This window comes from Salinicola lusitanus, from assembly GCF_003206045.1.
Lineage (GTDB): Bacteria > Pseudomonadota > Gammaproteobacteria > Pseudomonadales > Halomonadaceae > Salinicola > Salinicola lusitanus.
On the sequence record NZ_PZJM01000001.1, the window covers coordinates 341,359 to 355,475 of the forward strand.

Here is a 14,117-nt window from a genome sequence, read left to right on the forward strand (position 1 = left end):
CGGCAGCGCCCCAGGCAAGCCCGGCGCCGGCAGCCAACCCGCCGACCGCCGAGGAGCTGCCGTGACCTCCGACAACTTCCCCGTCCGCGATGGCGTGCTGCATGCCGAGGGCATTGCGCTGGATCAACTGGCCGAGCAGTACGGCACGCCTTGCTACGTCTACTCCCGCGCCGCCCTGACCCGGCACTTTCGGGCCTACAGCGACGCCCTGGGCGACATGCCGCACCTGGTCTGCTACGCGCTCAAGGCCAACTCCAACCTTGCCGTGCTCGACGTGCTCGCCCGGCTCGGTGCCGGCTTCGACATCGTCTCGGTGGGCGAGCTGGAGCGCGTCCTGGCGGCCGGTGGCGATCCGGCCAAGGTGGTCTTCTCCGGGGTCGCCAAGCAGGCCGACGAGATGGCACGTGCCCTGGAAGTCGGCATCAAGTGCTTCAACGTCGAATCGCGGCCGGAACTCGAGCGCCTCGATCGCGTCGCCGCCGAGCGCGGCCAGGTCGCCAACATCTCGATCCGGGTCAATCCGGACGTCGATGCCAAGACCCATCCCTACATTTCCACCGGGCTCAAGGCCAACAAGTTCGGCGTGGCCGCGGAAGAGGTGTTCGACCTTTACGCCTGGGCCGCCGAACGGCCGAACCTCAAGGTCGTGGGGCTAGATTGCCATATCGGCTCGCAGTTGACCGAACTCTCGCCCTATCTCGATGCGCTGGACCGTCTGCTCGCGTTGATCGACCGGCTCGCCGATCACGGTATCGTGATCGAGCACCTGGATATCGGTGGCGGCCTGGGCGTCACCTATCAGGATGAACGTCCGCCGGCAGCTGGCGACTTCGTCCACGCGGTGCGGGAACGCCTGCGAGGCCGTGAACTGAGCTTGCTGCTAGAGCCGGGCCGCTCCATCGCCGCCAACGCCGGCGTGATGTTGACCCGAGTCGAGTATCTCAAGCCCGGCGAGACCAAGAACTTCGCCATCGTGGATGCCGGGATGAACGATCTGATCCGGCCGTCGCTGTACCAGGCGTGGCAGCGCATCGAACGCGTCGATACCCGTCCTGCGCGGCCGAGCGCCGTCTACGACGTGGTCGGTCCGATCTGCGAAAGCGGCGACTTCCTCGGCCAGGAGCGCGAACTGGCGATCGCCGAAGGGGATCTGCTGGCGGTGCGCTCGGCCGGCGCCTACGGCTTCGCCATGGCATCCAACTACAACAGCCGCGGCCGCCCTGCCGAAGTCCTCGTCGACGGCGACCGAAGCCATCTGGTACGCCGTCGCGAGAGCCTCGACTCGCTGTGGGCGCTGGAGTCGCGGCTGCCGGGGGAGAGCTGATGCTGCTGAACTTCACCAAGATGCACGGCCTGGGCAACGACTTCATGGTGGTGGACCTGATCACCCAGCGGGCTTACCTGCGGGACGACCAGATTCGTCAACTGGCCGACCGTCACTTCGGCATCGGTTTCGACCAGTTGCTGCTGGTGGAGCCGCCGCGCAAGCCGGACATGGATTTCCGCTACCGGATCTTCAACGCCGACGGCGGCGAGGTGGAGAACTGCGGTAACGGTGCCCGCTGCTTCGCCCGCTTCGTCATCGACCAGCGCCTGACCCACAAGCGCGAGTTCCAGGTCGAGACCCTGGGCGGCCCGTTGTCGCTGAAGGTCGACGACGACGGCCGGGTGCGGGTCGACATGGGCACGCCCCGCTTCGCGCCGGCGGATATACCGTTCGTCGCCGATCGCGACGAAACATCGCACCATCTCGATATCGACGACCGGAGCGTCACGTTCAGCGTCGCCTCGATGGGCAACCCGCATGCCGTGTTGCAGGTCGACGACGTCGACGCCGCCCCGGTCGGTGAGCTGGGGCCGAAGCTGCAGCACCACCCCAGCTTTCCGCGCCAGGCCAATATCGGATTCATGCAGATCGTTTCCCCTCACGCCATCCGCCTGCGCGTCTACGAGCGCGGCGTCGGCGAGACGCTGGCCTGCGGTACCGGTGCCTGCGCGGCGGTGGCCTGCGGTATTCGCCGAGGCGTGCTGCAGAGCCCCGTCGACGTGGAACTTCGCGGCGGCCGCTTGACGCTCGAGTGGAAAGGCGGCGAAACGCCCATCGTCATGACCGGCCCCGCCGAACGCGTCTTCGAAGGGCGCGTCGCCTTGAACTAATAAAAAGACACGGCGGGACAGGCTGCTGTCTCGTCAGGGATTCACAGGAGAACCACCGCATGTCACGCGCCCAGGTCCCCGAGCCTCGCCAGACACTGGATCCCGATCGGGTTGCCGAATGGCTGGCGCAAAATACCGATTTTTTCGTCGGCCGAGAGGGACTGCTACAGCAACTCAAGGTGCCGCACCCCCATATTCCAGGCGCCGTATCACTACTGGAGCGGCTGGTGCACGATTTGCGCCACCGAGCCGAGGACGCGGAGTGGCGGCTCGAGAACCTGCTCGAGTCGGCGCGCTACAACGAGGCGCAGTATCGCCGTACCCGCGAGCTGGTGCTGGGCCTGATCGAGGCCGAGAGCGCCGACGCCCTGGCCGAGGCGCTGTCGACGCAACTGGCCGAGCGCTTCCGTACCCAGGGCATCGGGCTGTGGCTGGAGGCGCCGCCAGCCTGCCACGCCACGCCCCGGGATACCAACGCCTGGCAGCCACCCCGGTTCGCCTTGACCGACGCCGCGCGTCAGCGCCTGGAGCTGCTGCTCAATGAACAGACCAGCCGCTGCACCACGCTCGACCGGGAGGACTGGGAGGCCCTGCTGCCGCACTGCACCGCGCCGCCGGAATCCGGCTCCTGCGCCATCACCCGGCTGACCCAGGGGGAGTCGCTGGGCTTCCTGCTGCTGGCCAGCCACGATGGCGAGCACTTCCGGGCCACCCTGGACACGCTGTTCACGGAGTATCTGGGAGAAGTGGTCAGCCGACTGCTGCGGCGTGCCGAGGTCCCCCGTGCAGGCCGCACTTGACGCCTTCCTGAAGCGGCTGGCGCAGCGCGCCAGTCCGGCGACGGTGGATGCCTATCGCCGCGATATCGGCGGCCTGATCGGTTATCTCGAAACCCAGGACGTCCACGCCTGGCACGAGCTCGACGTGACGTTACTGCGCCGCTATCTGGCCCACGAACGCACCCGAGGCATGGCGCCGAGAACCCTGGCGAGGCGGCGCGCCGCACTGTCCCGCTTCGCCGATGAGCTGGTCAGGCGAGGCGAGCTGGATCACAACCCGGTACAGCTGACCCAGGCGCCCCGGCAGCCGCGCCACCTGCCGAGCCCGGTGGACATCGACCTGCTCGGCCGGTTTCTGGATACGCCTCACGACGGCGACCCGCTCGAGGTACGCGACCAGGCCATGCTGGAGCTGTTCTACTCCTGCGGGCTGCGCCTGGCCGAGCTGGCGGCGCTGGATCTCTCCAGCCTCGACGAGCGTCACGTGCGGGTCGTCGGCAAGGGCGGCAAACCGCGCCAGGTACCGCTGGGCAGGCGCGCGAGCGATGCCATCCGGGCCTGGCTCGGGTTTCGCAGCGCACTGGCGGGAGAGGGCGAGACCGCGCTGTTCGTCGCCCAGCATGGGGGTCGCCTGGGTCATCGTTCGATCCAGGCCCGCCTGGCCGACACCGCCCGCAAGCGTGGCCTGCCGGAGCATCTTCATCCGCACCGGCTGCGCCACTCCTTCGCCAGCCATCTGCTGGAGTCGAGTCAGGATCTGCGCGCGGTACAGGAGCTGCTCGGCCACGCCAATCTCTCCACCACGCAGATCTACACCAGGCTGGACTGGCAGCAGCTCGCCGAGGTCTACGACAAGGCCCACCCCCGCGCCCGACGCAGGCCGGCTGCCTCCTCGGACGAGAGTTCAGACAACCGCTAGGGACCACTCGCATGCCGCTGGACGCCATCACCTTCGACCTCGACGACACGCTGTGGCACAACGGGCCGGTCATGGCCCACGCCGAGCCGACGCATTACCAATGGCTCGCCGAGCAGGTCGATGCCTTGCCCGACGCCATCGTCCGCCCGCTCACCGAGTCGTTTCCGCTCGCGGAATATCAGCGCATCCGGGCATCGCTGATGGCGCGCTTCCCGCTTAGCCGCGGCGATCATAGCTGGATTCGCGAACGTGCCATGGTCGAGCTGCTGCTCGAGCATGGCCTGTCGGATGCAACCGCCAGAGAGTGGGCGAGAGCGGGTTTCGAGCAGTTCATGGCGCTGCGTCACGACGTCTCGCTCTACCCGGAGGTCGTACCGATGTTCGACGCCTGGGCGCGTCGCTACCGGCTCGGCATCATCACCAATGGCAATGTCGACGTGCGCCGACTGGCGCTGGATCACCATTTTGACGTGATCATTCTGGCTGGCGAGATGCACGCTCCCAAGCCCGACTCACGCCCCTTCCTGACCGCCGTGGCCTCGCTCGGCACCCAGCCCTATCGCGCCCTGCACGTCGGCGACAACTGGGAGGAGGACGTGCTGGCGGCCCAGCGCCTCGGCATGCACGCGGTCTGGATCGATGCCAAGAACGAGGGCGAGCGCGAACTGCCGCCGAGAGTGTACCGGGTAACGCACGTGCGGGAGTTGCCGGGGATCGTGGCGAAACTGGATCAGGCGTCATTATAGCGACACGACATGTCACTTGGAGAGAGCGGTGACTGGGAGGGTGATCGCTTGGAGATCGATCCGAGTCCCAGCAGGTCACGACTGAACGAGCATTCCCCTCCGTTCCGCTCGTTATCGTGAGGGGCAAGCCCCTCACACTCCCCTTTTTGACGCCCAGAACGGCGAAATCCTGCCTCTGGGCTCGCTGAGCTCGGGTCGGCGCGAAAGGACATCCTGTCCAACCCGCCTTTTGCGACATCCCTGTCGCCAACCCCGGCTCAGCGAGCCCATCGTCAGCGCCGTCCTGAATAGGCGTCATCGGGGTGGCACATTCAGTGGGAAGTGGATTCAGTAGAGGATGCCAATCAGTGACCGAACCCGATGTCTCTCACTCGGCCATCATCCACCGATCCATCACGGAATAAGCCTGGTCCAGCCCCTGGCGCTTGAGCGCGGAGAACAGCTGCACGCTGACCAGGTCCTCCCACTCGGCCAGGCGCTGCCTGACCTGCTGCAGCGAGGCCTTGGCCGGGCCCTGTTTCAGCTTGTCGGCCTTGGTCAGCAGAATGTGCACCGGCAGCGCGCGGTCGTCCGCCATCTCCAGCAGCTGGATATCGAAATCGCTGAGCGGATGGCGCACGTCCATCAGCAGGATCAGACCGGCCAGCGAGCGGCGGCGCTGCAGATAATCGGCGAGATGGGCCTGCCACTCCTTCTTCATCGCTTCCGGCACCTTGGCGTAACCGTAGCCCGGCAGGTCGACCAGCCTGAGCTGTTCGTCGTTCTGCAGGGTGAAGAAGTTGATCAACTGTGTGCGCCCCGGCGTCTTCGAGGTCCGTGCCAGCGCCCGCTGCTGGGTCAGTGCATTGATCGCACTGGACTTGCCCGCGTTGGAGCGGCCGGCGAAAGCGATCTCGACCCCGCGATCCGACGGGCATTTGGCCAGCGTCGGCGCGCTGATCAGGAAAGTCGCGGTCTGGTAATTGCGGCGCTCGGGCGTGGCGGTCATGGTGGGCTCGATCATCTTGAGGCGTTGGCGCCGCGCAGTGTATCACGCGTACTCGCCATCGGCTGAACGCCAACGTCAGCCCCGGGGCCCGCTGTCGTCATCCCCCGGCGTCGAGCATCGGATGCCCTACGCTTTTCCGGCCATTTCTGTCAGGCTATGGGAAAGTGATCGGTAGCAGGCTAGCTAGGGAACCTCGCAGCCCTCTGAGGCTCCAACAGCCGTGGCGCGTCATCAACCGAGCCGAGGCCCCGTCGCCTGGCGGTGATTTCCTTGAAACCTGTTTCACAACAACTTATCGACCTTCAGGAGCAGTAACGCATGATCAAGTCTTTCGTGGCGCTATTGGCCGGGCTGACGTTCTCGGGCGCGGTGATGGCGGCGGACATCGTCGAGGGGCAGGACTATCAAGTCGTCGACGAACCGATGAAAACCGAGGTGCCGGCGGACCAGATCGAAGTCACCGAAGTGTTCTGGTACGGCTGCCCGCACTGCTACGCGCTGGAGAAGCCGCTCAACGAGTGGGTTGCCCAACTGCCGGACGACGTCACCTTCGATCGCATGGCAGCGCCGCTGGGTCGGGTCTGGGAGCAGCACGCCATCGCGTTCTACGCAGCCCGTCAGCTCGGCATCGAGGACGAGATGCGCCAGGACTTCATGGATGCCATCCACAAGCAGGGCAAGCGGCTGACCGACAAGGACGACATCGCCGAATTCTTCACCCACTATGGCGTCAGCAAGGAGGAAGCCCTCAAGGCGCTCGACTCCTTCGGCGTCAAGAGCGAGATCCAGCAGGCTTCGGCCAAGATGCGTGGCTACCAGTTGATGGGCGTGCCGGACCTGATCGTCGATGGCCGCTATGTGGTCACGCCCGACTCCGCCGGCTCGCTGGAAAACATGCCGAAGATTGCCAGCGCCCTGATCGAGAAAGTCCGCGAGGAACGCACCGAGAGCGAGTGACGCCATGTCTCTAGCCGTCTCGACACCCGCCAGCGAGATCGCGTCGACGTTGAAACTGCTGACCTGCAACCTGCAGGTCGGCATTCACACTTCGGCCTATCATCACTATTTCACGCGGAGCTGGCAGCACCTGCTGCCCCATCCCAAACGCAGCTCGCGACTGGATATCGTCGCCAGCACCCTGTCAGCCTACGATATCGTCGGCCTGCAGGAGGTCGACGGCGGCAGCTTCCGCTCCAGTCACGTCAACCAGGTCGAGTATCTCGCCCATCGCTCGGCGTTCGATTTTCACTTCCAGCAGCTCAACCGCAACCTCGGCCGCGTCGCCCAGCACAGCAACGGGCTGCTCTCGCGCCTGACGCCCAGCCAGGTGGACGAGCACCGCCTGCCCGGCATGCGCGGGCGCGGTGCGATCCACGCCCGCTACGGCGAAGGGCCGGATGCGCTGCACGTCTTCGTCGCTCACCTCGCGCTCAGCCAGCGTGGTCGCTTGCGCCAGTTGGACTATCTCGGCGAGATCGTCGAGCCGCTGCAACATGTGGTGGTCATGGGCGATCTCAACTGCACGCCGGAGCAGTTGCTGGCACACCCCCGGTTCTGCAAGGCCCTGGATCTCAATCCGCTCAAGTCGCAGCTCAGCTATCCTGCCTGGCAACCCCGCCGCGCGCTGGACCACATCCTGCTCTCCGCCTCGCTGAAGGCCGAGCAACCGCGCGTGCTGGAAGCGATGTTCTCGGATCACCTCCCCATCGCCGTGGACATCCATCTGCCGGCCGGCTGCCGCCGCAGCATCGGCCTCGCCACCGGCGCCTGACACGAAAAAGCGCCCTGTGGCGGGCGCTTTCTCGGGCGTCGATGCGAGGCGCTCGACGGCTGGCGATCGTCACCGTCACCCCGCGACCCAGTTGACCCAATTGATCATCGGTGTCGGGTAGAGCCCCAGCAGGATCACCAGCGTGGCGACGCCCAGCACCACCATCCCGCCGGCGCGCTCGGCCCAGTCGTGGGTCGCATCGCGGCGCTGCATGCCGGGCTCGTGCAGGAACAGGGTCACCATCACCCGCAGGTAGTAGTAGAGCCCGATGGCGCTGCCGACCACCACGCTGCCGACCAGCCACCAGCGGTGCGCCTCGACCCCGACCGCGATGATGTAGAACTTGCCGATGAAGCCGGCAGTGAACGGAATCCCCGCCAGCGACAGCATCGACACCGTCATCACCGCCGTGAGGTAGGGCCGCCGCCAGAACAGGCCACGGTAGTGGTGCAGCGGGCTGGCATCCGCCGTGCCGCCGGTGGCGATGTAGGGGCTCGACACCAGGGTGACGACGCCGAACGCGCCGAGCGTGGTGAGAACGTAGGTGACCAGGTAGATGCCGACGGTCTCGACCGCCAGGCCCTGGTTGACCACCAGCGCCACCAGCAGATAGCCGAAATGGGCGATCGACGAGTAGCCCAGCAGGCGCTTGAGGTCGTTCTGGGTCAGCGCCAGCAGGTTGCCCACCAGCATGGTGATCACGGCGATGAAGCCGAGCAGGTCGTGCCACCAGTTCTCGTGGAAGGCCAGCGTCGACTGGAACAGCCGCAGCAGCACCAGGAACACCGCCACCTTGCTGGCAGTCGCGAGAAACGTCGTCGCCGGCCCGGGGCCGCCCTGGTAGACATCCGGTGTCCACAGGTGAAAGGGCACGATGGAGAGCTTGAACGCCAGTCCCACCAGCAGCAGGCCGGCACCGGCCAGCAGCCAGGGGTCGCTGCCGCGAGCCGATAGCGCCGCCCCCAGTTCGGCGAAGTCCAGCGTGCCCGTCACCGCGTAGAGCAGCGCCATGCCGAACAGCAGGAACGCGGTCGCCGCCGCCGACAGCACCATGTACTTGATGCCGCTCTCCAGCGCGCCACGGTCCCGGAAGGTGTAGGCGAGCATCCCGAACAGCGGCATCGACAGCAGCTCGATGCCGAAGAACAGCGTCGTCATGTGACGCGCCGAGACCAGCACCAGGCCGCCGGCGGCGGCGCTCGTCAGCAGCAGATAGAACTCGTCCCGCGGCCCTTCGTAGCCTTCGAGGTAGTGGTGGGCCAGCGTGACGCAGGCCAGCGTCGACATCAGCACCAGCACGCCGCCGAAGCGGGAAAGATCGTCGACCACCAGGACCGAAGTGACGTCGACCGAACCCAGCGTCCAGCCGAACAGCAGCGCCAGCAGTGCCGCATTGAGGCCGACGGCGGTGAGAATCGCGCTCAAGGCGTGATTGCGTTTCCAGGCGATCGAGAGCATCACCACGATCACGGTCAGGCAGACCAGAATCAGCGGGGAAATGGCGAGCAGGGTCGTCAGGACACCATGATTGGCGACATCGCTCATTGGGCACCTCCCGTCATCACCGCGGCTTGCTGAACGCTCTGCTGTACCACCTGCATGGCCCCGGCCGAGGTATCCAGCAGCGGCTGGGGATAGATGCCGAAGAACACCACCAGCGCGACGATGCCGAACAGCAGTATCGTCTCGCGCCGGTCGAGGCCGGCCAGCGGCGTCTCCTCCACCGGCGGCCCGTAGTAGACCCGCTGCATGATGAACAGCGAGTAGACGGCGGCCAGGATCAGGCCGGCGCTGGCGATCACCACCACCCAGGGTGCCACGCCGAAGGCACCGAACATCACCATGAACTCACCGACGAAGTTGGCGGTACCGGGCAGGCCCAGCGACGCCGCCACGAACACCAGCGCGAACCCCGGCAGGCCGCGGATACGTCCCCACAGCCCCCCCATCTGGCGCATGTCGCGAGTGTGCAGTCGCTCGTAGAGCTGCCCGGAGAGAATGAACAGCCCGGCGGCGGAGAAGGCATGCGCCACCATCAGCGCCACCACGCCCTGCAGCGCCAGTTCGGTACCGGCATAGATACCGATCAGGACGAAGCCCATGTGGGAGATGCTGGTGTAGGCGATCAGGCGTTTCAGATCCTGCTGGCCGCAGGCCAGGATCGCACCGTAGAAGATACCGATCAGGCCCAGCGTCATCGCCACCGGCGCGAACGCCTGGGAGGCCTCCGGAAACAGCGGCAGCGCGAAACGCAGCATCCCGTAGGCCGCCGTCTTGAGCAGAATGCCGGCGAGGTCGACACTACCGGCCGTCGGTGCCTGGGCGTGGGCATCCGGCAACCAGCCGTGCAGCGGCACCACCGGCAACTTGACCGCGAAGGCGACGAAGAAGCCAAGCATCAGCCACCAGGCCGTGGTCTCCGATAGCGGCGTGTTCAACAGATCCGCATAGGCGAAGGTGTACTCGCCAGTCGCCCCGTGATGCGCGAATACCAGGCCCAGGATGGCGATCAGCATCAGCAGGCCACTGGCCTGGGTGTAGATGAAGAACTTGGTCGCGGCGCCGATGCGCGAACTGCCCTGGGAGCCGCTGTGCCCCCACAGCGCGATCAGGAAGTACATCGGCACCAGCATCATTTCCCAGAACAGGAAGAACAGGAACAGGTCGATGGCGAGAAAGACCCCGACCACCCCGCCCAGGATCCACAGCAGGTTGAGGTGGAAGAACCCGACCCGACGGACGATCTCCTTCCAGGAGCAGACCACCGCCATGGCACCGAGCAGGCCGGTCAACGCGATCATCAGCAGCGACAGGCCGTCGATCGCCAGATGCAGCTGAATGCCGAAGCGCGGAATCCAGTCCGCCTGCCACTCCAGCGTCCAGACGCTGGCGGCGCCCTCCGCCGGCAGCTGAAAGTCGCTGCTGACCCAGAGCCCCAGCACCATTACCAATTCCAGCAGCATGGTGCCCAGCGCGATCCAGCGAGGCGCCTGGTCGCCAAAGCGTTCCGCCTGCCAACAGAGCAGGCCGCCAATGAAGGGGATCAGTATCAGCCAGACCAGAGTCATGAATCAGCCATCCGCGATAGAGTGAATTCCGTTGGCGCCCGAGCTGGGGTCATCGGGGCCTCGACGCCGTGTAACCTGTCTGCGCGCATCTCGTCAGCCCACCAGCAGGAAGACGAGCAGCAGCGTCGCTCCCAGCACCATCGATACGGCGTAGTGACGCATCAGGCCCGTCTGCGTCGTGCGCAGCCCCTGATGGGAAGCCCGGGCCAGCCACGGCAGAATGTTGCACAGCGAGTTGATCCAGTCGCCCCGGTTGACCCGGACCACGCCCTGGTAGGGACGCACGAACAGCCAGTCGTAGAGCGCATCGAAGCCCCAGGCGTTGTGCCAGAACGTCCACAGCCGGGCGCCGCGCGGGTCCGCCATGCCACGGCGGATCAGGTCGCGCCGGCGCTTGAACAGCCAGCCCGCGAACAGCACGCCGCCGACGGCCACGACCATGGCGGTGAATTCGAGGATATGGACTCCCAGGCCCTCGGCGACCGGGCCGGGCGGCAGCACTTCGTCCAGCGGCGGGGTCAGCTGCGCGCCGATGGCCGTCGACATCACGATCAGCACCACCAGCGGTATGCCATGCACCAGCCCCTTGCCAGCATGGGCACTGCGGGCGTTGTCGCTCTTGGGCTTGCCGTGGAAGGTGCCGAGGATCAGGCGCACGGTATAGATCGATGTCAGCAGCGCGCCGAGCAGCCCGGCGAGCATCAGCACGCCATGGCCGGAAGCGAGTGCCGAGACGAGGATGGCATCCTTGCTGTAGAAGCCCGCCGTCACCAGCGGCAGGGCCGCCAGCGCCGCCCCGCCGACGATGAACCCGGCGTAGGTCAGTGGCAGCTTGCGCCACAGCCCACCGAGACGGCGCATGTCCTGCTCGTGATGGGTGCAGATGATCACCGAGCCGGCGGAGAGGAACAGCAGCGCCTTGAAGAAGGCGTGGATCATCAGATGGAAGATCGCCGCATCGAACGCGCCGACACCCAGCGCCAGGAACATGTAGCCGATCTGGCTCATGGTCGAGTAGGCGAGCACCCGCTTGATGTCGGTCTGCGCCAGCGCCGCGAAGCCTGCCACCAGCAGGGTCAGCGCACCGACCACCCCGACCAGCAGCAGTACGTCCGGCGCCATCAGGAAGATGCCGTTCATCCGCGCGATCAGGTAGACGCCCGCCGTGACCATGGTCGCCGCGTGGATCAATGCCGACACCGGCGTCGGGCCCGCCATGGCGTCCGCCAGCCAGGTGTGCAGCGGTAGCTGTGCCGACTTGCCCACCGCGCCACCGAGCAGCATCAGCGCCGCGAGCTGTGGCATCAGACCGCCCTCGGTCCAGATCTCTGGTGCCCGCGCCAGCAGCGTCTGCAGGTTGAGCGAGCCGAGCTCGAGGTAGAGCAGGAACATGCCGATGGCGAGGAAGACATCGCCGGTACGGGTGATGACGAAAGCCTTGAACGCCGCCCAGCCGTTGGCCGGCGTGCGGTAGTAGTAGCCGATCAACAGGTAGCTGCAGAGCCCCACCCCTTCCCAGCCGAAGTAGAGCAGCAGCAGGTTGTCCCCCAGTACCAGCAGGATCATGCTGAACACGAACAGGTTCATGTGACAGAAGAAGCGGGTCACGCCATCCTCGCCACGCATGTACCAGGCCGCGAACAGGTGGATGAAGAAGCCGACGCCGGTAATCACGCCGAGCAGGGTCAACGACAGGCCATCCAGCATCAACCCCACGGTCGGCTGGAAATCGCCCACGCTGATCCAGTGCCACAGGGTCAACGTCTGCGCCGACTTGCCCTGATCGTAGAAATCGATGCCGATCCAGAGCGTGCACAGTGCCGCCAGGCCGATGGAGGCGACACCGATGGTCGCGCTGGCTCGCTCGGAGAGGCGCCCGTAGGACAGCGCCAGGATCAGCGATCCCAGTAAAGGAAAGACGAACGTGAGTGTCAGCAAGACATCGTGAAAAGTGGTCATCCGCGCAACCTGCTAGCCGCATCGATATCGAGAGTCTTGAAGCGCCGGTAGAGCTGCATCAGCAGCGCCAGACCCACGCTCGCCTCTGCCGCCGCCAAGGTGATGATCATCAGGAACATGACCTGACCATCGGCCTGCTGCCAGTGGGTCCCGCCGACAATGAACGCCAGGCCGGCGGCGTTCATCATGATCTCCAGGCTCATCAGCACGAACAGCATGTTGCGCCGCGTCATCAGTCCTGCCAGCCCCAGCACGAACAGAATCGCCGCCAGCCACAGGCCGTGCTCTACCGGAATGCCCGTCATGCCTTGCCCTCCTGCGCATCGCGACGCGCCTCGCGAGTGGGGTTCGATGTCTCGCTGGTCGACGCGGCGGAGGCCTGGTCGTTCAGCTCACGCTGGCGCTCACGGGCGAGGTCGGCTTCATCGTGCGCTTCACTGCGCCCCAGGTGAGACGCCGCCACCAGCGCCGCCAGCAACAGCATTGCCGCCAGTTCGACGATCACCAGATAGGGGCCGAACAGCGATATGCCGACCATCTTGGCCGTCAGCGTCTCGCCGCTGATGGTGCCGTCATAGTCGCCGCTGGCCAGCGTCACCACCATCACGACAAGCAGGACCGCCGTCAGGATCGCCGGGCCCATCCACGCCCTGGGCTGGAGCCAGGCCCGCTCCTGTTCCACCGCCGACTCGCCCAAGTTGAGCATCATTACCACGAACACGAACAGCACCATGATCGCGCCGGCATAGACGATGATCTCCAGCGCCCCGGCGAAGGGGGCGCCCAGGGCGAAGAACACCATCGCCACCGCGATCAGCGACACGATCAGATAGAGCAGCGCATGGACCGGATGGGTGCCGGTCACCACACGGAGGGTAGCGAGAATCGCGACCAGGCCACTCAAGTAAAACGCGATTTGCATATCTCTCTCCCTGCTCTGGTCAGCACACCACCCCCGACACGACCGGGAATCCCTTGACGATCTCGCGAGCTGGAGCCAAGGCCAGGCTCGCTCCCTGCCGGCCAGCGCACTTCCCTCCCCCATGCGGGCCGCGAGGCGAAAACACTCGAGGAGAGGACCGGGCTCGCGTACCAATTCACTTGGGGGGCAATGCGCACTCCGAAAGTGTTTCCAGCCAAGTTCGGCCGACGCGCGGCGGATCGTAGACGGATTCTCATGGCATCAGCGACTTGACGTCTATGGGTTCGGCCTCGTTCTGCGCCTCGCCCTTGTCCTTGCCGGCAATCGACAGGCCGGCCACGCGATAGAAGTTGGTGTTGTGGTCCTTGCCCGGCCCGTCGATCAGCAGATCCTGCTTCTCGTAGACCAGCTCCTGACGTCTGAACTCGCTCATCTCGAAGTCCGGCGTCAGTTGGATCGCCGAGGTCGGACACGCCTCCTCGCACATGCCGCAGAAGATGCAGCGCGAGAAGTTGATGCGGAAGAACTCCGGGTACCAGCGGCCGTCGTCGCGCTCACCCTTCTGCAGCGAGATGCACGCCACCGGGCAGGCCACCGCACACAGGTTGCAGGCAACGCAGCGCTCCTCACCGTCGGGGTCGCGGGTGAGCACGATACGCCCGCGGTAGCGCGGCGGCAGATAGACCTGCTCCTCGGGATACGAGAGCGTCTCGCGCTTGCGCCAGGCGTGGCTGAACACCATCCACAGGGTGCGCAGCTGCGTCCCGGTACCGGTGACGATCTTCTTGATCTGACTCAGCATGAGCTC

14 protein-coding genes are annotated in these 14,117 nt (G+C 65.8%); 7 read left to right on the plus strand and 7 right to left on the minus strand.

Annotated elements, in window-relative coordinates; all coding sequences use genetic code 11:
* Nucleotides 1-61 precede the first annotated feature (61 nt).
* From lysA to DOM45_RS01625, 5 genes are read left to right on the plus strand one after another with little or no spacing between them, the layout of a single operon-like run.
* Complete coding sequence (gene lysA, locus DOM45_RS01605; protein WP_110597759.1) at nucleotides 62-1,324, plus strand: diaminopimelate decarboxylase; 1,263 nt, start codon at nucleotides 62-64, stop codon at nucleotides 1,322-1,324.
* The gene (gene dapF, locus DOM45_RS01610) at nucleotides 1,324-2,157 is read left to right on the plus strand and encodes a diaminopimelate epimerase (RefSeq protein ID WP_110597760.1); all 834 of its coding nucleotides are present in this window, start codon (nucleotides 1,324-1,326) and stop codon (nucleotides 2,155-2,157) included. The genes lysA and dapF overlap by 1 nt, the downstream gene beginning before the upstream one ends.
* 59 nt (nucleotides 2,158-2,216) lie before the next feature.
* Nucleotides 2,217-2,957 (plus strand): DUF484 family protein, encoded by a 741-nt coding sequence (locus tag DOM45_RS01615; protein WP_110597761.1) that lies wholly within the window; start codon nucleotides 2,217-2,219, stop codon nucleotides 2,955-2,957.
* Complete coding sequence (locus DOM45_RS01620) at nucleotides 2,941-3,855, plus strand: tyrosine recombinase XerC (RefSeq protein WP_240612254.1); 915 nt, start codon at nucleotides 2,941-2,943, stop codon at nucleotides 3,853-3,855. The genes DOM45_RS01615 and DOM45_RS01620 overlap by 17 nt, the downstream gene beginning before the upstream one ends.
* 11 nt (nucleotides 3,856-3,866) lie before the next feature.
* Nucleotides 3,867-4,601, plus strand: coding sequence for an HAD family hydrolase (locus DOM45_RS01625; RefSeq protein ID WP_110597763.1), 735 nt, complete (start codon nucleotides 3,867-3,869; stop codon nucleotides 4,599-4,601).
* Nucleotides 4,602-4,968: 367 nt separating this feature from the next.
* Here the strand turns inward: DOM45_RS01625 and yihA are convergent, their stop codons facing one another.
* The gene (gene yihA, locus DOM45_RS01630) at nucleotides 4,969-5,589 is read right to left on the minus strand and encodes a ribosome biogenesis GTP-binding protein YihA/YsxC (protein WP_240612255.1); all 621 of its coding nucleotides are present in this window, start codon (nucleotides 5,587-5,589) and stop codon (nucleotides 4,969-4,971) included.
* Between the two features lie 318 nt (nucleotides 5,590-5,907).
* Here yihA and DOM45_RS01635 point away from each other — a divergent pair, with 318 nt between their 5' ends.
* Nucleotides 5,908-6,546 carry a thiol:disulfide interchange protein DsbA/DsbL gene (locus tag DOM45_RS01635; protein WP_110597765.1) on the plus strand — a complete coding sequence of 213 codons (639 nt, stop codon included), beginning with the start codon at nucleotides 5,908-5,910 and terminating at the stop codon, nucleotides 6,544-6,546.
* A gap of 4 nt (nucleotides 6,547-6,550) precedes the next feature.
* Nucleotides 6,551-7,360, plus strand: coding sequence for an endonuclease/exonuclease/phosphatase family protein (locus DOM45_RS01640; RefSeq protein ID WP_110597766.1), 810 nt, complete (start codon nucleotides 6,551-6,553; stop codon nucleotides 7,358-7,360).
* A gap of 75 nt (nucleotides 7,361-7,435) precedes the next feature.
* On the opposite strand, the gene nuoN is transcribed toward DOM45_RS01640, so the two are convergent.
* The 6 genes from nuoN to nuoI all read right to left on the minus strand — a co-directional run bounded on the left by nuoN (nucleotide 7,436) and on the right by nuoI (nucleotide 14,111).
* Entirely contained in the window at nucleotides 7,436-8,905 is a 1,470-nt protein-coding gene (gene nuoN, locus DOM45_RS01645; protein WP_110597767.1) for an NADH-quinone oxidoreductase subunit NuoN, read from the minus strand.
* Nucleotides 8,902-10,428: an NADH-quinone oxidoreductase subunit M gene (gene nuoM, locus DOM45_RS01650; protein ID WP_110597768.1), complete on the minus strand. Its 1,527-nt coding sequence runs from the start codon at nucleotides 10,426-10,428 to the stop codon at nucleotides 8,902-8,904. The genes nuoN and nuoM overlap by 4 nt, the downstream gene beginning before the upstream one ends.
* 93 nt (nucleotides 10,429-10,521) lie before the next feature.
* On the minus strand, nucleotides 10,522-12,387 hold the full coding sequence (nuoL, locus tag DOM45_RS01655) for an NADH-quinone oxidoreductase subunit L (protein ID WP_110597769.1): 1,866 nt from the start codon (nucleotides 12,385-12,387) through the stop codon (nucleotides 10,522-10,524).
* Nucleotides 12,384-12,692, minus strand: coding sequence for an NADH-quinone oxidoreductase subunit NuoK (gene nuoK / locus DOM45_RS01660; protein ID WP_110597770.1), 309 nt, complete (start codon nucleotides 12,690-12,692; stop codon nucleotides 12,384-12,386). The genes nuoL and nuoK overlap by 4 nt, the downstream gene beginning before the upstream one ends.
* Nucleotides 12,689-13,309 (minus strand): NADH-quinone oxidoreductase subunit J, encoded by a 621-nt coding sequence (gene nuoJ, locus DOM45_RS01665; protein ID WP_110597771.1) that lies wholly within the window; start codon nucleotides 13,307-13,309, stop codon nucleotides 12,689-12,691. Before nuoJ ends, nuoK begins: the two co-directional genes overlap by 4 nt.
* Before the next feature lie 253 nt (nucleotides 13,310-13,562).
* Nucleotides 13,563-14,111: an NADH-quinone oxidoreductase subunit NuoI gene (gene nuoI / locus DOM45_RS01670; RefSeq protein ID WP_110597772.1), complete on the minus strand. Its 549-nt coding sequence runs from the start codon at nucleotides 14,109-14,111 to the stop codon at nucleotides 13,563-13,565.
* Between the last annotated feature and the right edge of the window lie 6 nt (nucleotides 14,112-14,117).